This is a genomic window from Flavobacterium sp. (assembly GCF_036741995.1).
Classification (GTDB): Bacteria; Bacteroidota; Bacteroidia; order Flavobacteriales; family Flavobacteriaceae; genus Flavobacterium.
This window is the reverse complement of sequence record NZ_DAINRG010000048.1, coordinates 1-20549: the sequence shown is the minus strand read 5'-3', so window position 1 is coordinate 20549 and position 20549 is coordinate 1. Positions and strand designations below refer to the sequence as shown.

Annotated in this window: 23 protein-coding genes; 12 read left to right on the top strand and 11 right to left on the bottom strand. The window is 37.1% G+C overall.

Going from position 1 to position 20549, the window contains the following annotated elements:
• Positions 1–854, top strand: an 854-nt coding sequence (locus tag V7D82_RS11475) for a hydrogen peroxide-inducible genes activator (RefSeq protein ID WP_333601121.1), incomplete at its 5' end; no start/stop codon positions are given.
• A gap of 34 nt (positions 855–888) precedes the next feature.
• On the opposite strand, the gene V7D82_RS11470 is transcribed toward V7D82_RS11475, so the two are convergent.
• From V7D82_RS11470 to V7D82_RS11445, 6 genes are all read right to left on the bottom strand, one after another.
• Positions 889–1086 (bottom strand): hypothetical protein, encoded by a 198-nt coding sequence (locus V7D82_RS11470; RefSeq protein WP_333601120.1) that lies wholly within the window; start codon positions 1084–1086, stop codon positions 889–891.
• A gap of 148 nt (positions 1087–1234) precedes the next feature.
• Positions 1235–1450: a hypothetical protein gene (locus V7D82_RS11465; protein ID WP_333601119.1), complete on the bottom strand. Its 216-nt coding sequence runs from the start codon at positions 1448–1450 to the stop codon at positions 1235–1237.
• Positions 1451–1561: 111 nt separating this feature from the next.
• Positions 1562–1759, bottom strand: a complete 198-nt coding sequence (locus V7D82_RS11460) for a hypothetical protein (RefSeq protein ID WP_333601118.1) — start codon at positions 1757–1759, stop codon at positions 1562–1564.
• A gap of 124 nt (positions 1760–1883) precedes the next feature.
• On the bottom strand, positions 1884–2546 hold the full coding sequence (gene mnmD, locus V7D82_RS11455) for a tRNA (5-methylaminomethyl-2-thiouridine)(34)-methyltransferase MnmD (RefSeq protein ID WP_333601117.1): 663 nt from the start codon (positions 2544–2546) through the stop codon (positions 1884–1886).
• Positions 2547–2549: 3 nt separating this feature from the next.
• Entirely contained in the window at positions 2550–3002 is a 453-nt protein-coding gene (locus V7D82_RS11450; RefSeq protein ID WP_333601116.1) for a hypothetical protein, read from the bottom strand.
• A gap of 6 nt (positions 3003–3008) precedes the next feature.
• Complete coding sequence (locus V7D82_RS11445; RefSeq protein WP_333601115.1) at positions 3009–3503, bottom strand: DUF4920 domain-containing protein; 495 nt, start codon at positions 3501–3503, stop codon at positions 3009–3011.
• Positions 3504–3785: 282 nt separating this feature from the next.
• Between V7D82_RS11445 and V7D82_RS11440 the strand changes: the two genes are divergently transcribed.
• On the top strand, positions 3786–4853 hold the full coding sequence (locus V7D82_RS11440) for a branched-chain amino acid aminotransferase (protein WP_333601114.1): 1068 nt from the start codon (positions 3786–3788) through the stop codon (positions 4851–4853).
• A gap of 31 nt (positions 4854–4884) precedes the next feature.
• Here the strand turns inward: V7D82_RS11440 and V7D82_RS11435 are convergent, their stop codons facing one another.
• Positions 4885–5268: a nucleoside triphosphate pyrophosphohydrolase family protein gene (locus tag V7D82_RS11435; RefSeq protein ID WP_333601113.1), complete on the bottom strand. Its 384-nt coding sequence runs from the start codon at positions 5266–5268 to the stop codon at positions 4885–4887.
• Positions 5269–5345: 77 nt separating this feature from the next.
• Between V7D82_RS11435 and V7D82_RS11430 the strand changes: the two genes are divergently transcribed.
• On the top strand, positions 5346–5534 hold the full coding sequence (locus V7D82_RS11430) for a hypothetical protein (RefSeq protein ID WP_333601112.1): 189 nt from the start codon (positions 5346–5348) through the stop codon (positions 5532–5534).
• A gap of 1 nt (position 5535) precedes the next feature.
• Here V7D82_RS11430 and V7D82_RS11425 read toward each other — a convergent pair whose 3' ends face one another.
• Positions 5536–7143, bottom strand: a complete 1608-nt coding sequence (locus V7D82_RS11425) for a class I SAM-dependent methyltransferase (RefSeq protein ID WP_333601111.1) — start codon at positions 7141–7143, stop codon at positions 5536–5538.
• 106 nt (positions 7144–7249) lie between these two features.
• Between V7D82_RS11425 and V7D82_RS11420 the strand changes: the two genes are divergently transcribed.
• Genes V7D82_RS11420 through V7D82_RS11405 form a run of 4 tightly spaced genes read left to right on the top strand, consistent with a single transcriptional unit; the run spans position 7250 to position 9863 of the window.
• A complete protein-coding gene (locus V7D82_RS11420; RefSeq protein ID WP_333601110.1) occupies positions 7250–8353 on the top strand; it encodes an SRPBCC family protein in 1104 nt (367 codons plus the stop codon).
• A gap of 57 nt (positions 8354–8410) precedes the next feature.
• Entirely contained in the window at positions 8411–8953 is a 543-nt protein-coding gene (locus V7D82_RS11415; protein ID WP_333601109.1) for an RNA polymerase sigma factor, read from the top strand.
• A gap of 30 nt (positions 8954–8983) precedes the next feature.
• The gene (locus V7D82_RS11410) at positions 8984–9397 is read left to right on the top strand and encodes a hypothetical protein (RefSeq protein WP_333601108.1); all 414 of its coding nucleotides are present in this window, start codon (positions 8984–8986) and stop codon (positions 9395–9397) included.
• Positions 9398–9401: 4 nt separating this feature from the next.
• Entirely contained in the window at positions 9402–9863 is a 462-nt protein-coding gene (locus V7D82_RS11405; RefSeq protein WP_333601107.1) for a sensor of ECF-type sigma factor, read from the top strand.
• A gap of 133 nt (positions 9864–9996) precedes the next feature.
• Here the strand turns inward: V7D82_RS11405 and V7D82_RS11400 are convergent, their stop codons facing one another.
• Positions 9997–10950: a WD40/YVTN/BNR-like repeat-containing protein gene (locus tag V7D82_RS11400; protein ID WP_333601106.1), complete on the bottom strand. Its 954-nt coding sequence runs from the start codon at positions 10948–10950 to the stop codon at positions 9997–9999.
• A gap of 134 nt (positions 10951–11084) precedes the next feature.
• On the opposite strand from V7D82_RS11400, the gene V7D82_RS11395 reads away from it, so the two are divergent.
• The 5 genes from V7D82_RS11395 (at position 11085) to V7D82_RS11375 (ending at position 19368) form a co-directional block, all read left to right on the top strand.
• A complete protein-coding gene (locus V7D82_RS11395) occupies positions 11085–12383 on the top strand; it encodes a hypothetical protein (RefSeq protein WP_333601105.1) in 1299 nt (432 codons plus the stop codon).
• Positions 12384–12528: 145 nt separating this feature from the next.
• Positions 12529–14502, top strand: a complete 1974-nt coding sequence (locus V7D82_RS11390) for a KUP/HAK/KT family potassium transporter (RefSeq protein WP_333601104.1) — start codon at positions 12529–12531, stop codon at positions 14500–14502.
• 111 nt (positions 14503–14613) lie between these two features.
• Positions 14614–15834 (top strand): RsmB/NOP family class I SAM-dependent RNA methyltransferase, encoded by a 1221-nt coding sequence (locus V7D82_RS11385; RefSeq protein ID WP_333601103.1) that lies wholly within the window; start codon positions 14614–14616, stop codon positions 15832–15834.
• A 7-nt stretch (positions 15835–15841) separates the two neighbouring features.
• Positions 15842–16981 (top strand): endonuclease, encoded by a 1140-nt coding sequence (locus V7D82_RS11380; protein WP_333601102.1) that lies wholly within the window; start codon positions 15842–15844, stop codon positions 16979–16981.
• Positions 16982–17163: 182 nt separating this feature from the next.
• Positions 17164–19368 carry a DUF349 domain-containing protein gene (locus V7D82_RS11375; protein WP_333601101.1) on the top strand — a complete coding sequence of 735 codons (2205 nt, stop codon included), beginning with the start codon at positions 17164–17166 and terminating at the stop codon, positions 19366–19368.
• Between the two features lie 28 nt (positions 19369–19396).
• Here V7D82_RS11375 and V7D82_RS11370 read toward each other — a convergent pair whose 3' ends face one another.
• Positions 19397–20059 carry an NAD(P)H-binding protein gene (locus tag V7D82_RS11370; protein WP_333601100.1) on the bottom strand — a complete coding sequence of 221 codons (663 nt, stop codon included), beginning with the start codon at positions 20057–20059 and terminating at the stop codon, positions 19397–19399.
• Positions 20060–20063: 4 nt separating this feature from the next.
• A partial coding sequence (locus V7D82_RS11365; protein ID WP_442902389.1) for an aspartate/ornithine carbamoyltransferase family protein occupies positions 20064–20549 on the bottom strand: 486 nt, incomplete at its 5' end.

Sequence of the window (20549 nt, the reverse complement as noted above, 5' to 3'; positions counted from 1 at the left end):
CCACCTTGAGTATGCAAATTCAAAAAATAGAAGAAGAACTCGGAATTCAGATTTTTGACCGAACTAAAAAACCCATTCAGCTTACCGAAATTGGGCAAAAAATTGTCAATCAATCTAAAAATATTGTCAATGAAGCTGATAGAATTCAGGATATAGTAGATCAACAAAAAGGGTTCATTGGTGGGGAATTTCGATTGGGGATTATCCCAACCGTTATGCCAACGTTATTGCCGATGTTTTTGAATAATTTCATTAAAAAATATCCGAAGGTAAAACTCATCATCGAGGAATTGAACACGAATGATATCATTGAAAAACTAAAAAACGGACATTTGGATGCGGCGATTGCAGCAACACCATTGGAAGAAGAAAAGATAAAAGAAATTGTTTTATACTTCGAACCGTTCGTAGCTTATATTCCTGAAAACAACAGTGCTTATCAGAAAAAGGAAATTGAAATTGACGACTTGAATATTGATGAGATTTTATTATTACAGGACGGGCATTGCTTTAGAGACGGCATTTTGAATTTGTGCAAAAACCAAAATCAAAACGAGAAAAATCATTTTCAGATAGAAAGCGGCAGTTTTGAAACACTGATTAAACTGGCAGATGAAGGTTTAGGAATAACGCTCCTTCCCTATTTGCATACTTTAGATTTGAATGAAAAAGACACACTAAAGCTAAAGCACTTTGTAGAACCAAAACCGGCACGTGAAGTAAGTTTAATTTTTCCGAAAAACGAATTGAAGATACATATTATTGATGCTTTGAGAACTACCATCTCAGGGGTTGTCAAAGGAGCCATTGCTTTTCAGAATGTGCAAATTATAAGTCCGTTACAAAAAAAATAAGGAGCTGTTGCACCAACTCCTTATTTCTCTTCTGCTAACTAACTACAGATAAACATTGCTTCAATTCGGGATGTTCGGTTGTAACAAAATATTGAAGCCATTTTTTTAATTGTTCTACCTCATAAGGCAGTAAATTTTTTACTGCTTTTTTTAGTTCTTTGGCAAAAAGAACAGGGTCGAAGCTTACTCTTTCGAGTACCGATTTTGTGTAATCATAAATCATTCTAGGCATAGTGGTTAAGATTTGGGGTTATCTTAGTGTAAGAACGTTTCGTAAATGTAAAGCAAAAAAAGTTTTACCACAATGTTTTTTGTTAAAAATTATCGTTATACCACTATTTTAATCGATGAAATACACTATTTAAGATTTAAATAAAGCTTTATCTTACTAAAGTGTTTTTATCTAAAAATTCCCCTAGCCATTTTTGTAATTCTGGCTTATCCGCCGTAAAAAAATAAAGCCAATTAATCAGATTTTCCTTTTGATAAGGTAAAAGTGTTTTTGACGCCTTAATGACTTCTTGTATAAAAAGATCTTTATTAGGGCTAACCCTTACAATGGATGATTTCATATAATCATAGCTAACTCGTCCCATAACTGTAAAGTTTAAATTTATGACTCTCTCTCATTTACGAAACAGTTAGTACTATAGTTTCCCTAATACAGAAAATAAAAAAAGGAACCGTTTAAGTTCCTTTTAGTTTTATTAATTATTAATGCGCAACATACAATGTTGCAATTCCGGCTTTTCTTTAACAAATTGTAAAAGCCACGATGTTAATTCTTCTAATTCGTAAGGTAACAAAACCTTACAGGCTTTTTCAAGTTCTTTCGTAAAAAGAGAGACATCAAAACTTACTCTTTTCAACACAGACTTGGTGTAGTCTAACATTGATTTAGACATAAAAATGATTGCGTTTAGTTAAGATAATTAAGTAAGAACGAATTTGATATTTCAAAAATAAAGAATATTTTTTCTGGATGAATCAAAAGAAAAGTTAAATGTAAAGTTGAAAAATGTTAAAATTTCAAAAGCCTTTAGTGGCGCGTAACATCTCTCTTTTGCCTGGAGCGCCAGGTAACTTTTCTACAGAAAAACCTGCTGATAGCATGGCATTTTTAATTGAGGTGCGGCAAGCGTAAGTTACAAGGATTCCATTTGGTCTTAAGGCTGAATACATAGCTGCAAAAATAGCTTCCGACCACAATTCGGGTTGCACCCTGAAACCAAAAGCATCAAAGTAAATCAAGTCAAATGTGTTGGTATCTTTAATATCCTGAAAGAATTGTTGTCGTTTGGTCAAGGAAAAATTTTCAGTAATTGCATTTTCTGTTTCCCAATCTGACTCGTGCAATTGTTTGAAAACAACACTTTCATTTGCGTCAATTTCTGTTACATAATTCATTTGCAAGGCTTCTTCCTTTACAACCGGATAGGCTTCTACTCCAACATAATTAATTGCTTGATTCCTTTTCTTAGCTTCCAAATAGGTGATAAAACAATTCAAACCGGTACCAAAACCTATTTCCAAAACAGAAATGGGCTTTCCCTCGAAAAGTGAAAACCCATTTTTTATGAATACGTGATATGCTTCTTGGATGGCACCGTGTTTTGAATGATAACTTTCATTCCATTCCGGTAAATGTATGGTGGTGGAACCATCATTGGTTTTGATTATTTCTCTTTTCAAAACCTATTCAATGTATAATTTTTTAATCCTTGGAATTGGTCCGCCGCATTTTTGTTGGTGGCATTGAATACAGGCATCTACTCCATTATTAAAATGTTCTTTGGCATTCTTCGGATCTTTATAAATCAACTCTTGTGCTTTGATAAACTTAGCCGCTTGTACTTTGAAAAAAGCATCATTATCAGAATCGTCAGTCATCACAGCTTTGTGGATTTTAAGGAAATGTTGCGGGAACTGACCAATGGTATCGCCTTTTTTAATGCGTTCTTTCAGTCGTTGATTGTCAACATACATCTGTTCCATCAAAGCGGCCATTTCCGACATTTGATACATTTCCATTTTCTTTCCTTTGCCGGAGGAGCATTGTTTTTCTTCCTTTTTAACTTCCTTCTGCTCCACTTTCTTTTGACAGGAAAACAAACTTAAAGCAAAAAGAACTAGGACTACTTTTTTCATTCCGGTTTATTTTTGGATGTAAACACCGCTGGCCAAAAACGAATACGTAATTTCCGGTTTTGTGATTTTAGCAATCTCTGCCGCCGATTTACCGCCATCTTTGGCATAATGTTTTAATTCTTCCACCGAAACCACATCCACAAAAGCTTTTCCGTTTACAATGGCATCACTGTTATCTGCATTCAAAGGAACAAAGAAAGCATAGTCTTTAAATTTTACAAACGAATCATCGTCTCCGGCTAATTCCATTTTCATCCAACAGCCTTTCTTTTTACAAACTGCTTTGATTTTGGATTGAAATTGAACGGTAATAGTATCTCCTTTTTTAAGCGATTTGTATTTTTTTAGCATTTCATTTTTCGGCAAAATTTTAACTACTTTAAAATCTTCGCCAAACAAAACATAATCGTTTTTATTGAATGATTTAGCTTTTGACTGTGCTAACGCAGCAGAACCAAAACAAAACAAGACAGCCATCAGAATAAGATTTATTTTCTTCATGAGTTTATTTTTTTTAATTGAGTTACAAATGTAAACAGATTAACAAATTCACATAATATATTGGCAACAAATTTTACGTTTTATTATGAAATTAATTAGTTAGCACAATCGAAAATTACAATTCAAAAAAAAGTTTTTAATATTTTTTGACGATGCAAAATGCAAACATATTTTTATTAGTTTTACAAAAAACTAACAACACAACTGTAATTTTCAGAAAACAAACATAAAAAATTGATTGTCAATTAATTATATAGTTTTCTTTATAAAACCTAGAACTAAATGATGTTAAAAAATACTTCCGAAATCGATATAGTTAGAGCCAATACTAGTAAAATTAACGATGTTGATTTTGAAAATCTAGCTTTCGGAAATGTGTTTACTGACCATATGCTGATTTGTGATTTCAAAGAAGGAAAGTGGCAAAAACCCATTATCAAACCTTACGAACCTTTCTTAATTGATCCTTCAGCGAAAGTGTTTCATTACGGACAAGCCATATTTGAAGGCATGAAAGCTTATAAAGACGAGCATGATGACGTTTGGCTTTTCAGACCGGATCAAAATTTAGATCGTTTTAACAAATCGGCAGTGCGAATGGCTATGCCTGAAGTTCCTGAAGAAATTTTCATCGGTGGCTTAAAAACCATCGTTGATTTGGAAAGAAATTGGGTAAAAAAAGGATTAGGAAATACATTATATATCAGACCATTTATGATTGCTATTGGTTCGGGAGTTATTGCCCAACCGTCAACACAATATAGATTTATGATTATCCTTTCGCCGGCGCGTGCTTACTACTCCGGAGAAGTTAAAGTGATTATTGCGGAGCATTTCAGTCGGGCAGCTAACGGAGGAATTGGTGCTGCCAAAGCAGCCGGAAATTATTCGGCTCAGTTTTATCCACAAAAATTAGCACAGGAAAAAGGCTTTCAACAAATCATTTGGACCGATGATGCCACGCACACTAAACTGGAAGAAGCTGGAACAATGAATGTGTTTTTCAGAATTAATGACACTATTTACACAGCGCCAACCAGCGAGAGAATTTTGGATGGGGTAACCCGTAAAAGTTTAATCGATTTGGCACATCGCGAAGGAATTAAAGTAGAAGAGCGTTCTGTATTGGTGGATGAAATTGTGGCTGGTGCGAAAGACGGAAGCTTAAAAGAAATTTTCGGCGCCGGTACTGCAGCTGTTGTTAGTCCGATTGTAGGTTTTCAATACCAAGAACACTATTATGAATTACCAAAAATAGAAAACTCAATTGCTTTACAATTAAAAGAGAAACTGACCAAAATACAATACAAACTGGCCGAAGATACTTTTGGCTGGACCGTGAAAATCTAATACCAAAAAATCCTCCAAATGGAGGATTTTTTTATTTAAGGATTTCTTCAAAACTCGGTTTGAAATAATTTGGCCCTTTTAGTACTTTGCCGTCTTCACGGTAAATCGGATTGCCGTCTTCTCCTAATTTGCTCATATTACTGCGTTGGATTTCGTCAAATACTTCTTCTATTTTGTGTTGCAAACCGTGTTCTAAAATGGTGCCGCATAAAATATAAAGCATATCGCCAAGCGCATCGGCAATTTCGATTAAATCATTGTTTTGAACCGCTTCCAAATATTCTTCATTCTCTTCTTTCATCAGATTGAAGCGAAGCATATTATTTTGTTCTCCCAAATCTCCTCTCATTTCGTAACTTACACCAAGTCCGAATGAGGTGTGGAATTCTTTTACAGCGTTGAGTTGTTTTTGCATTTTTTATAAAATTAATTGATGATGCAAATTACAACTTTAGCATACAATTGAGTAAATTTGTTGAAAATTTGAAATAAATGTTCACAACTGGTCAATGGACTTTCGCCGCTTTGTTTTTTGTTGCTTTTGTAGTTGCATCCTATTTTGCCTATGGCAAAGACAAAGCCCTTCATCAAAAGGTATATAAAGGAAGCTATAAAGTTCTTATTGCGTTTCTGCTGTTTATCGCTTTGTTATTTGTGATAAAAGTAACGATGAAACACTAAGCTATTTCCCTTTTAAAAGATTAACACTTACTGTAGCCAAGTCCGAATTTGGGAACTTGGCAAATACTTTTTCATCCGAAAACAATCCGGCTTCGGCAGCAATTTTGTGGAGCACCTCAATCTCAACAATATATTGGTCTGAAAACCCATGCGTGGCATCATAGGCTGTCGCGGCAGTTCTTCCGAGATTATTGGCAGTCAATTCCGGGGCAATCGTATGCAATTCAATTAATAGCAAGCCAAACTTCTCAACAAAAGGCGACCATTTTTTTAAATGTTCCAATAAATTATCTTCCACTTCATTATTGCTGATTCTTTGACCCCGATGCGCGAAAGCACCGGTAGAAGTACTTACCCGATTTGGCGTTCTATTAGTTGGTGTTTCCCAAATTCGGTTATGATCTAAAAAGGTTCTCACATTGAGCAATTCTTTCAAATCTATCGCGTAATCTTCTTTCAAGGTTTCTGCCAAAAGTTGTGGCCTTCCAATGTCTCCCCAGATTACTTTCGCCCATATATCCGCTTTGATTAAATTGGCTCGGGTGACTTTAATCGCCGCTTCATTATAATCCACTCCAACTAAAAATAACGGATGCTCGTCTAACATTTTGCCGCGACTCGTTTGACGCTCAATCACATCAAACATATGCTCCAAAAAAGCGCCGTTGCCACAGCCCATATCCAAAACTCCTTTCGGTTGCTCGGCTATTGGGCGGTTGAATAATTCGATGATGATTTGGTCTACAATTTTGAAATATTCGGCATGCGCTCCTCCACTGCCCCACACATTCATTTCCCTGTCCACATGCAATTCAGTTTCGTGTTCGCCAATATTTCTGAGAATGGAGGCATTACCAAAAAGCAGCTCTTCCATTTTTCGCAATGTGGGAATATAGGAAACCGTAACGCCATAAGCAGTGGCTCTTTTGGCATAAAACAAACCAGATTCGGTAAATTGGTAATGATCGTTTTTTTTGGTAAACCAATTTAAATGCGTTAAGAAATCAAGGATTTCCTTGAAACATTCCGGCTTTTTGTGAAACTCTTCCGGGCGGAAAGAAGTTTCCATAAAATACTTGTGAAACATACCTGTCATGCCAAGCATTACAATGGTTGGGCCTACCAAATTCCCTTCGATGTGATACAAAACCTGTTCCTGTATGGAGCGTATCTTTTCATCATCGGAAAATTGAATGCCATAATTTGATTTAAATTTTCGGAACAAATCATTCAACATTTCAAATGGTTCTACCTCAAATTTTCGCGGATGGAAATGCTCTGTAAACTGCATCAACGCAAAAACATCTTCATACAACGGAATCAACGAAAAAGCTATTTCACTTTTGTCATTGGTTTCAAAGGTAATTTCATCTTTTTGATTATCAATTATTTGAACCAACCAGCCTTGCGAAGCCAAAACCCGAAGTCCTACATTGAGATACCCTTCATTCGCTTTGAATTTTTCGACAAGTTCACTTAGTGATACTTTTTGTTGCTGTAAAATATACTCCAACACCCCTTTCTTGTATAATGAATAAGCCACCGGAACCGTAGTGATGCCATCTAAATGCCTGAATAAAATGCCGCGAAGTTCACTGGTGGTTTTCATGAAATTGAATTTGAATGCAAACAAATATAAACAATCTGTAAATATCAAAAGGAAACTATGATGCTGTTATTAAATTCTTAACTTTGTAACACCTAAAAATCGATTCATGAGAATTTTGAAATACATATTCCTACTAGTGCTCTTAGCTTTTGTTGGCATCACTGTTTATGTAGCCACCCAAAAAGGAGATTTCGAAGTTACCAAAAGCAGTATCATAAAAGCGCAAAAAAGTACCGTTTTTGATTATGTGAACGATTATAAAAACTGGGAAACTTTTGGTTCCTATATGTCGAAAGACAATTCCATAAAATTCAATTATCCAGCAAAAACAATGGGTGCCGGAGCCAGTAGCTCTTGGGAAAATGGTTCCGATACCGGAAATAGTAAGACTGTTTTTGTCAAAGAAAACGACAGCATTGCCCAACGACTGAATTTCAACGGAACAACTGCTGTACTGAATTGGACTTTTAAAGATACCGTTGGCGGAACGAAAGTAACCCTACACAGTCAAGGTAAAATGGATATTTTTACTAAGATTAGCACTTTCTTTAAAGGCGGAATTACCGGAATACTGGGTGATGGCTTTGAAAAAAGTTTACGCAATTTAGACAAAACGCTCGATTATGAAATGAAAACCTATTCCATCAAAGTGAATGGGGTTTCGCAAAGAGCTTCCGGATTTTGTTTGAAACAAACCGTTTCCTGTAAACTGAAAAGCTTGCCGAAAAACATCAAAATCCTGATGTCGGGCATGGTGCATTTTTTCAAAAAGAACAGAATAGCCATGGCTGGTAAGCCGTTTGTCATGTACGAACGCTACGAGCCAGGCAATGATTTTGCTACCATTTCGGTTTGTGTTCCTACGAGTAAAGAAATATTTGTGATGCCGGGAAGCGATGTGATTTCCGGAGAAATTGTTCCTTTTACTTGTTTGAAAACTACTTTAGTCGGCGACTATTCTCACAACAAAGAAGCTTGGGCAACGGCCAAAAAATACATCACGGACAATGGTTTCAAAGAAAACTTTGCCGGAAAATATGTGGAAGCTTATGTAAAAACGATTGACGATGTCAAGCAACCTTCCAAATGGGTTACTGAGATTTACATTCCGGTTTTCCCAAAAGCGGAAGCGGTTCAGCCAATTGTTGCTCCTGCCACTACAACTATTGCACCCGAAGCTCCCGCACCTGCTCCTGCTGAAACACCATAATTTCATCGTAGATTAAACCTTTTCTGTTATCTTTATTCCAACCGTTAAATTTTCACTTTGCAAGAAGAAAAGGATTTCATTCAGGAATTACTAAATCCGAAAACGCAAAACCAAGCGTTTCAAAAACTCTTGCAGGATTATCAAAAACCCTTGTATTATCATATCCGAAACATCGTGCTGAACCATGATGATGCCGATGATGTGTTGCAAAATACCTTTGTAAAAGTGTTTCAGTATTTAAAAGATTTTAAAGGCGACAGCAAGTTGTTTTCCTGGATGTATCGCATTGCAACTAACGAAGCCATCACGTTTATCAATCAGAAAGCCAAGCGAAATGGCTCTACCAGCGAAGCCATGCAAAGTAAAATTGTAGACAACTTAAAAGCGGATACGTATTTTGACGGCAACGAAATCCAACTCAAATTACAAAAAGCCATTACACTATTGCCAGAGAAGCAGCAGTTGGTTTTTAAAATGAAATATTATGAAGAAATAAAATACGAAGACATGTCCGAAATTTTAGGCACATCGGTGGGAGCTTTGAAAGCTTCTTATCATCATGCGGTCAAAAAAATCGAAGATTTTATGAAAACCAATTAAACCTTTTACTTTACCATTTGTCAAACCCACATGAAAGCATTTAAATTAGATAATGAACCCAAGATTGCCTCAGGATTTACAACGCCTGATGGTTATTTTGATACATTTTCAGCTAAACTTTTGACACAATTACCAAAGCAGGAACCGAAAGTAATTTCCATTTTCAGGGTTACAAAAGCTTGGTATTATGCCGCCGTTGCGATACTAATATTAATGTTATCTGTGCCGCTCTACAATCAATTTGCATCGCATAAAGAAGAAGTAGATTCGGCAACACTTGAAGAATATCTTGCTTACAACTCTAATCTTTCAGAAGATGAAATCGTAAATTTACTCGACAAAGAAGATTTGGAAAAAATGAAAGTAGAATTCAATGTACAAGACAAAGAGATTGAAGACGCTTTAGATTCCAACACCAATTTAGAACAATACATTTTAGACTAATATTATGAAAATCAGAAAAATACTCCCATTACTTATAGCGTTCATTTCCCTGAGTGCTGTGGCACAGGACGGACCATTTGTTCGCAAAAAGAAAGAACAGATCAAAGCTTTAAAAGTAGCGTTCATCACTGATGAATTGAGTCTAACACCTGAGGAAGCCACTAAATTTTGGCCACTATTCAATGCTTTTGAAGACAAACAACAGGAAATCAAAAAGCAAAAACTAAAAGCTTATCTTGAACGCATGGACGATGATTCATTTGATAAATTATCCGATAAAGATGCTACGGCCATGTTGGCGCAAATGGAAAGTATGGAAGACGATTTGTATCAGGCGAAGAAGAAATTTGTGGCCAGTTTGAAAGCAGTCTTACCTCCTGTCAAAATCTTGAAACTCAAAAAAGCAGAAGAAAACTTCAATCGCAAATTGCTGCAACAGTACCGCGATAAGAAACAAGGAAAATAAAATTTTAAGAGAGCTAACGGCTCTCTTATTTTTTGAATACAATCCGGATGATTTTATTTTTTCCAGCGGCAAAAGCAGTATGCTCATCAATAAAGCGGATTGTAAACAAAGTGTCGTCCGTTGCTAGCTGTTGTCATGAATTACCACCATCTGCAGAGTAATACAACCCTGAAGCACCCACCGAAACGATTTGTTTTCCATTAGATTTTGGCACAAACTGCACACAGGAAGCATACCCAAAACCAGCATTTTCTGCTATCAACTTCCAGGTTTTCCCGCCATCCTGAGTCATGGCTTTGTTTTGAAAATTCTGTATCGGAATTTCATAATTCCCGCCAGCAATAATTCCGATATTTTCATCATAGAAATCTGCCGTAAAAATTCCGGTCATCGCTTTTCCTTGAACAATTGGTGTTTCAATGACTTTCCATGAGTTTCCCTTGTCTTCAGAAGAAAACACTCTCGATTTCACTCCACCAGAGACTATCCATGTTTTGTTTCCTTTGATTACAATGTTGGTATTACTAGCAGCAAATGCGGCTTCTCCATCAATTATTTTTGGCAAACTCTCACAAGATAATTTCTTCCAACTATTTCCACCATCGCGGGTAATAAGAATGGAAAGACAACTTTCTGTTGGATCACCAATAGCAATACCTTCTTGTTCATTCCAAAACTTCATGCTGTCATAAAATACTTTTTCATGATTTTCTTCATAGACTTTTTCCCAACTCAAATCGGATTTTTTGACTTTAAAAATATAAGCCGGATTACCAATATTGGCTAAAAACAAATAATCTTTAGTCTGTGCCATACTTCTAAATTCCATTTTTAGACTGTCAATATGGATCTCTTTTTGTGTTTTTTCATGCTCTTTAAAATCATAAAAACCAAATCGGTTTTTATCTCCGGCGTACCATAATTTATCAGCATCATCAGCATCAATTTCAATAGCTCTGATACTGATTTTATCGTTCAAAAGCACACCAATGACAACGTTGTTAAAGTTTACAGAATTCTTTTGCCCGCAACAGGCATCTACTAAAGAAAGTAATAAAAAAGAAGAAAAAAGCAGTTTGGTTTTCATGCTAAACACAAGTATTATAAGCGAATATACAAATTTTGCTCCGTTAAGATTTAGTTAAAATTATTCAAAAAAAAGCTGTGGCACAGTAATTGGTTATTCACTATCAAAACTATTCAATTTAAAAAACATATATTATGAAAACTAAAATTTTATCCTTATCGATATTCTCGTTGCTGAGCATTACGAGTGTGATAGCTCAGGACCGGACAACCGTTACGGCCAACAATTCGGAAATCAGTGATAACTTAGATTTAAGAGCCGTGGCTTCCATTTTTGGAGATTCCGAAAACTTAGCTGATTTTGAAAGAAGATTAAACGACCCTAAAATTCAGATTTCGAATTTAGATTTAAACGAAGACAATCAGGTAGATTATTTGCGTGTGATTGAAACCGTAGAAGGCAATGCTCACTTAATTGTAATTCAATCGGTGCTTGGCCGTGATACTTATCAGGACGTGGCTACTGTTGAAGTGCAAAAAGACAGAGACAACAGAGTGCAGGTACAAGTAGTTGGTGATGTGTATATGTATGGTGCCAATTATATCTATGAGCCGGTATACGTTTCTCCTCCGGTAATTTATGCTTCTTTCTGGATTGGTAGTTACCGTCCTTACTACTCCTCATGGTACTGGGGCTATTACCCAACCTATTATTATGCTTGGGAACCATGTCCAATCTTCAGATACAGAAGCCACATCGGAATATGCATCAACAGCTATAATCACTACAATTATGTAAATTACAGAAGATGTGAAACAGCTTATAACTCGTACAGAGGAAGAAGAGGAAATGGATATGAAACGCGTTACCCGAATCGTTCTTTTGAACACAGAAATGCAAGTTATGCTAATCGATATGAATTAGACAGAACCAGAAACATCAGAACAGTTGGTACACGTAATGAGTTAGCGATGAATTCTCCTAGAGGTAATGCCAACAATACTATTTCTCCTCGTGGAAACGGAAACAACGGTACTGGAAATACCAGAACGGAAACGCCAAGAATTCAAGGTCAAAACAGCAATAGCCCAAGAGGAAATAGTAACACTTCTGAATCACCAAGAAATGTGAGAACACAAGAGGCAACTCCGAGAGTTTTTTCAAATCAGGGAACTAATTCACCAAGAAGCACTGAATCAAATGGAAATGCAAGTCCAAGAGTTTATAGCCAAAACGGGAACAATCCAAGAGGCAACGGATCCTCAATGGAATCGCCGAGAAGCGTAAGAACACAAGAATCAGCTCCGAGAGTTTATTCAAATCAAGGGAATAATTCACCAAGAAATGTAGAACCACAAGGCGGAAATAACAGAAATTATGAGTCGCCAAGAAGCGCAGCCCCAAGAGAAATTTCCAGTCCGAGAGGTAATGCCGGCAACGGTGGTGGCAACAGCATGGGCAGAGGAAATTCTGGCGGAAACAGAAGAAGTTAGTTGAAATTGATATAGGTTTTAGTTGTTACAGAAAATCACCACACTATGTGGTGATTTTTTTTATAGTATCCTATTAAAAATAAACCCTTAAAAAAATAATTATTTTAAAAAAACAGTACATTTGTACCCGTTTTAACCATCATTTATGAGCGCTCATAATCATCAGCTTCACAGCAAACTTACCATAGGAGGATTACTTATTACATTAGGAATTATTTATGGTGACATTGGAACTTCTCCTCTCTATGTAATGAAAGCCATAATTGGATTGCACCACATCATCAACCCCGATATCATTTTAGGGGGATTATCGTGTATCTTTTGGACACTGACTTTACAAACAACTTTAAAGTACGTAATCATAACGCTTAGCGCCGATAATCATGGTGAGGGTGGGATTTTTGCTTTATATGCCTTAGTAAAACGAACCAAAATCAAATGGCTGATAGTTCCGGCCATTGTTGGGGGAAGTGCACTTTTGGCTGACGGAATTATTACGCCTCCCATCTCCGTTTCCTCAGCGGTAGAAGGAATCCGAACTTTTTATCCCTCTATAAACACTGTCCCGATTGTTATAGCCATTTTGGTCATTTTATTTACCATTCAACAATTTGGAACAAAGCTGGTTGGAAAGTTTTTTGCCCCAATGATGTTGGTATGGTTCAGTATGTTGGGTATTTTAGGTATTATTCAAATTGGTGGAAACTTATCTGTTTTCAGAGCCATTAATCCTTATTACGCCTATGAGTTGTTGCGAATCCATCCTGATGGATTTTATGTTTTAGGATTTGTTTTCCTATGTACAACGGGAGCTGAAGCTTTGTATTCTGATATGGGACATTGCGGTCGTAAAAACATTCGCATCAGTTGGATATTTGTAAAAGCGACTTTGGTTTTAAACTATTTCGGCCAAGGAGCTTATTTGATCAAACATCAGGGAGACACATTATTTCGTTTAGGTGGTAAGAATGCCAATCCATTCTATTTAGTTATGGAAAGCTGGTTCCAACCTATCGGAATTGTCATTGCTACTATGGCCGCTGTTATTGCGTCACAAGCTTTGATCAGTGGTTCGTTTACCTTGATAAATGAAGCCATGCGTTTGAGTTTTTGGCCCAAAGTTAAAATCAAATACCCAACCGATTTAAAAGGTCAATTGTATATTCCGTCAATCAACTGGATATTGTTATTGGGCTGTATTGGCGTAGTATTACACTTTGAAGAATCCGGGAATATGGAAGCGGCTTATGGTTTAGCCATCGTGCTTTGCATGATCATGACCACCATTTTACTGAATTATTATCTGATAATGAAACGCGTTTCCTGGTATATTATCGGCGCTATCATTACCTTATATTTAGCCATAGAAATTAGTTTCTTGATTGCCAACTTAGATAAGTTTCCACATGGCGGTTATGTAACCTTATTCATTGCCTGCGTTTTGATTGCTATTATGACCATTTGGTTTTTGGCCAAAAAAATCAGCAAGAACTATACTAAAATGGTTAAAATTGACGACTATAAAAAAGTGTTGGCCGAGTTAAGCTTGGATTTATCCATTCCAAAATATGCCACACATTTGGTCTACATGACCAACTCCAATCGTGTGGATGAAATTGAGGAGAAAGTGATGTACTCCATTCTTCAAAAAAGACCAAAACGTGCCGATATTTATTGGTTAATCCACGTCAATATTTTGAGCGAACCGTATCGCAAAGAATTCAAAGTAAACGAAATCATCAAAGACGATTTATACCGTATTGACTTTTACTTGGGCTTCCGTGAACCTACCAAAATTAATCTGATGTTCAAAGAAGTAATCAAAGACATGGTGAAAAACGGAGAAGTAGATATAACCAGTCGTTATGAATCGCTGAACAAAAACAACATCATTGGAGACTTTAAGTTTGTTCTTTCTGAAAAATTCCTTTCAAATGACAGCGATTTGACGTTCTTCGAAAAAATCATCATGTACTCCTATTTCTTCATGAAAAAATTCAGTTTGTCCGAAGAAAAAGGATTCGGATTAGACAGCAGCTCTGTCAAAATTGAACAATTCCCACTGGTGATTCATGCACCGGAAAAAATAGAAATGAAGCGAATCTTTTCGCAATACTAATACTATTCTTCCTAAAAAGTATTCTTTGATTCCTTTTAACAAAGGTTTTAAAGAATACTTCTTTTTTATATACAAAAATCGAATATCTTTGCGGGCTGATTTTTTTACACTATGCGATTACATCGAAATTTAGTTTACACTACCATTGACTCATTAAACGCCATTTTCAACGAAGGAGAATATGCCGATAAAGTAGTAGCCCGCGCCTTGAAAAAAGACAAACGTTGGGGCAGTTCCGACCGGAAATTTGTCGCCGAAACCATCTATGAAATTGTACGCTGGAAACGACTTTACATGGAAATCGCCGATGTCAAAGAACCTTTTGATCGCGACCAATTATGGCGATTGTTTGCCGTTTGGGCAGTCTTAAGAGGCTATCCTATTCCCGATTGGAGACAATTGGAAGGCACGCCGGAGCGTAAAATCAAAGGAAAATTTGACGAGTTATCCAAAATCAGAAAAATGCGCGAGTCTATTCCGGATTGGATGGATGAATTGGGCGTGAAAGAATTAGGAGAAGAGATTTGGACCAAAGAAATTGCAGCGCAAAACAAACAGGCGCAGGTTATTCTTCGCGTTAATACATTAAAAACTACCAAAGAACAGCTTCGCGCCATCTTAATGGATTTAAATATCGAAACGGAATTTTTAAAAGACCAACCCGATGCTTTAGTCCTAAAAGAAAGAGCTAATGTCTTTTTAACCGATGCATTCAAAGAAGGCATGTTCGAAGTACAGGATGCTTCTTCCCAATTAGTAGCCGCTTTCTTAGACGTACAACCGGGGATGAGAGTCGTTGATACTTGTGCTGGTGCCGGCGGAAAAACTTTACACATGGCTTCCTTAATGCAAAATAAAGGACAGTTAATCGCCATGGATTTGTATGAAAGCAAACTAAAACAATTAAAATTAAGAGCCAAAAGAAACGGCGCTTTCAATATAGAATACCGAATTATTGACAGCACCAAAGTCATCAAAAAATTACACGAAAAAGCCGATAGAGTCCTGATTGATGCTCCGTGTAGTGGTTTGGGAGTTTTAAAAAGAAACCCGGATGCCAAATGGAAACTGCAACCGGAATTCATAGACAACATCCGTAAAGTACAAGCTGAAGTTTTAGAAAATTATGCTAAAATTGTAAAGCCCGGTGGTAAACTGGTTTATGCCACTTGCTCGGTCTTACCCTCTGAGAATCAGGAACAAATTAAGCATTTCTTAACTACGGAGACCGGAAAAAAATTTACCTTTGTTAAAGAATCTAAAATTCTGACCCAAGACACAGGATTTGATGGTTTTTACATGGCACTATTAGAAAGAAAAACAGAATTATAAAAATCAAATGAAAAAAATCTTAACCTCTTTATTACTAAGTGTAACGTTGTTTAGCATTGCACAACAAGAATCCAAAAACACCAATGCCACTGCCTCAATTCCGAATGGGTATTACAACAGTGCTACCGGGACAGGCTATGTCTTGAAAACACAATTGGCGGCTATAATTTCGAATAATTATATCGATCGAGGATATAATCCAGGTTTATACACCACATATACCACCTCCGACAAAGATTTCTATTATGAAAATGATGGAACCATGTTAGATATGTATACTGAGAATCCAACAGGATCTGAATGTGAATTTACATATGGTATAAATCAAGACGATGGAACTTTAGGAAATAATGAATGTGAAAGATACAATAGAGAGCATACCATCCCTCAATCGTACTTTGCCTCTGCAACTCCTATGTATTCTGATGCCCATTTTGTAGTGCCTTCTGATAAGCATGTTAATGCCCAAAGAGGTGACTTACCCTATGGAAAAGTAAATGTAGCCAATTGGACCTCCATCAACGGAAGTAAAAGAGGAAGCAACTTAAACTCTGGCTATTCGGCCGGTTTTAGTGGTACTGTGTTTGAACCTATTGACGAATTCAAAGGAGATATCGCACGAATGTTATTGTATTTTGCCACTAGATATGAAAGTCAACTTCCTGGTTTTTACACTACCTCAACTTCTGTAGTTAAAGCCATGTTTGATGGTACCAGCGATCACTCCTTTTCACCAACGTTCTTGAATATTTTATTGACTTGGAACCAACAAGACCCGGTAAGCCAAAGAGAAATTGACAGAAACAATGCAGTCTATGCCCGTCAGAGCAATAGAAACCCTTATATTGACAACAACAATTATGTAACTCAAATTTGGGGACTTCCATTAGCCGCACCATCGTTCAATACGTTGGCTACAGTTTCAATTTATCCAAATCCTGCGGTTAACGGTACGGTTAACATCAGCAGCGAAAGCAATTTAGATGCTATTGAATTAATCACCATCAACGGTCAGATTTTGCAAAAAATCAACCAACCGGAAATGCAAAACAACACATATTCCTTATCTAATTTACCTCAAGGATTTTACTTCTTGAAGTTATCTTCCAATAATGAATCGGTTACCAAAAAAGTGTTGGTAAACTAGATTTAGTACTGTTAAATCCTAAAGAAACGCTGTTGAAATTCAACAGCGTTTTTTGTTTTTAATCAAAAATGAGTCTAAATCATCATTAAAATAGTAGAGAAAACCTTGATTTCCTTTGAATTTTAGTCCTACTTTACTATCTTTCGCCCTCAAATTGTGTAACCCTTAAAACATTTTGTAAAATGTTAGAAGAAAAGAATGATAACCTGCAGAACGCAGATGGAAACGTAGTCAGTGAATCACAAGAAGTGACAACAACTGAAAATCAAGCAACTGCTGCAGAAGTGGAAACACCAACGGAAGAAGCGGTAGAAGAAACTGTTGCTGCAACAGAAGTGGAAACACCGGCTGAGGAAGTAGTAGAAGAAACTGTCGCAGAGCAAGCAACTGAAAAACCTGCTATTGAAGTAGCCGTTTTAACGGAATCCCTTACAGAAGATGAAATCGAAGTTGCGGCTGAAAAAGAAGCGCTGGTGGAAGAAGTTGTTGAAGCCGAAATGAAAACGTCTGTTGAAGAAGAAGTAGAAGAAGAACCTGCTGCTGAAGTGGAAACTCCGGTTGAAGTAGTGGCCGAAAGCGACAACAATGCCGCCATTAGTGCCATCGAAGAAGTAAATGCTGAGGAAAGCGAAGACGAATCGTTGAAAGAGCGTCATGATATTCCTATGCTGGATTACGAAACTTTGTCAATGGAACAATTGGTGGATGAGTTGGGCGATTTAGTTGTGGTAGAAAAAGTAATGTCGGTAAAAGACCATGTTGAAGAACTGAAGAAAGCTTTCCTGTCAAAATACTACCATTTCATTGATGAGAAAAAAGAAGAGTACCATGCCGAAAATCCTGAGACTACAGAAGATTTCCATTATCATTTTCCGTTAAAAGTAAAATTTGATCAATTATACACTCAGTATAGAGAAAAGAAAAATAATCATTTCCAAAGCTTACAAAACAGTTTAAAAGGCAACTTAGAAAACCGTTTAGCGATTGTAGAGGAATTGAAAAACCTAATCCACAGCCAGGAAAGCATTCCGGTAACGTTAAAGAAATTTAACGACATCCGCGATCGTTGGAAAGTGGCGGGTCCTATTCCGAAAGACAAATACAATCACGTTTGGAATAACTATCATTTCCATTTAGAGAATTTCTACGACATCCTACACTTAGACCGTGAGATTCGCGATTTGGATTTCAAACACAATTTGGTTCAAAAGCTTAAAATCATTGAGCGCGTTGAAGAATTGGTTCACGAAGAAGACATCAACAAAGCATTCCGTGAATTGCAGGATTTACACCGCATCTGGAAAGAAGATATCGGGCCGGTTTCAAGAGAAAACCGTGACGAAATCTGGAACCGATTCAGTGAATTGACCAAACAAATGCACGACAAGCGTGAAGGTTTATTTGAAAAACTTCGCGAAGTGGAGAATGCCAATTTGGAAAAGAAAAAAGAAATCATTGCCAAAATTGAAGTATTAGCTACCGAAAAAGTAGCCGTACACTCAGCCTGGCAAGGACAAATAGAAAAAGTGGAAGCGCTACGCAACCAGTTTTTTGCTACCGGAAAAGTGCCTTCAGAAGTAAATGAAGATACCTGGACAGCGTTTAAAAATGCGGTTAGAAACTTCAACATCCTGAAAAACTCTTTCTACAAAGACATCAAGAAAGATCAAAACGATAACCTTAGCAAAAAACAAGCTTTGGTAGCTAAAGCTCAGGAATTAAAAGACAGTACCGATTTTGCCGCTACTACTCCGCTATTCAAACAAATTCAGGAAGAATGGAAAACCATTGGTCATGTGCCAAGAAAAGTATCGGATAAACTTTGGACGGAATTCAGAGCGGCTTGCAACGAGTATTTCGAAAAACTGAAAGAGCAAAAAACCGAAGTTAATGTAGAGGAAGTAGAAGCGTTTGAAAAGAAAAAAGCCTACTTAGAAACCTTAAGAGCTTTTGAATTAATTGGCGAACACAAAGCCGATTTAGATGCCATAAAAGCCCACATCGAAACTTGGAAAAGTTTTGGCAGAGTGCCTTTTGCGCGCCGACACATCGAAGGTAAATTCAACAAAATCCTGGATGCCTTGTTCGAAAAATTAAGCTTGAGCAAAAAAGACAATGATATGGCGCGTTATGCCAACAAATTGGATCATTTAGCCCACTCTGATTCCCGAAAGTTAGACAACGAAAAAGTGTTTATCATGCGTAAGGTGGAAGAAGTGAAAAGTGAAATTTTACAGTTGGAAAACAACATCCTGTTTTTTGGTAAAGCCAAAGGCGATAACCCAATGGTAAAAGAAGTCTTGAAAAACATTGAAAACAAAAAAGAAGAGTTAGTCACTTTGAAAGAGAAGCTGAAACAACTCAGAAATCTGAAAACAGAAGAATAAAAAAAGCCCCGATATTTCGGGGCTTTTTTTAAGCTATAATTTGAATTTTCCGAATATCGGTATTCTCATAGATTTCTTTGTGACCGCCGTGCAATCCTACTTCAACCATCACACCGGCTAACTGTTCTGAAGTGACACTGGCAAATGGGAAAAGCCAACTCACCAAAGGTTTATAAAGCCAGCGCATGATTTTATACGACAAATTGGGTTCCTTTCTTGGTGTCACCGGATAAATATACCCGGGGCGGAAACTGTGCATTCCGGCAAAATGCAAGGCAAAGAGAAAATTCTCTGCTATGCCTTTGTCTTTAGCAAACATCATTGCGCTCTTTTCGCTGCGGTCTGCTCCTTGCCCACTCAGAAAACAAAAATTAGTTTGGGCACTTTGCTTTCGTAACGTTTCAGCAAATGCTTTGGTAAAATCGATAGTGATTTTGGCAAACTCTGCTCTCGAAACCTGACCGGTATACACTCCTATACAATAAAAACAAACATCCTGATTTTGGAAAGCCGCTTCAATAGCCGAGAAATCCAGAAAATCAGTATGTACAATTTCTTTGAGTTTGGGATGGTTGTTACCCGTCGGTTTTCTAACAATAGAAGTGACCTGTGTTACTTCGGAATGGTTTAGGCATTGGTTCAAAATCAAACCGCCAATCATTCCGTTGCTGCCTGTGATAATGACATTCATACCCTTACTGTTTTATTTTGGAAGCCAAAAGATAGATCACCGCCATTCGAATCGCCACGCCATTTTCCACTTGGTCTAGGATTACGGATTGCTGGGAATCAGCTACGTCTGAAGTAATTTCTACGCCACGGTTTATAGGGCCCGGGTGCATGATGACAATTTCTTTGTTTAAGGAATCCAGCAAAGCTTTGTCCACACCATATTGCTGGGCATATTCTCTGGTAGATGGGAAATAATTCACATCCATTCTTTCGTTTTGTACGCGAAGCATATTGGCCACATCACACCATTCCAGCGCTTTGCGAAGATTTGATTCTACGGTAACGCCAAGACTTTCGATGTATTTCGGAATCAGGGTTTTGGGACCACAAACTTTTACTTCAGCACCTTGCATTTGCAAAGCATAAATATTGGAAAGCGCTACCCGCGAATGCAAAATATCGCCCACAATAACTACTTTTTTTCCGGCCACTTCGCCTAAGCGTTCTCT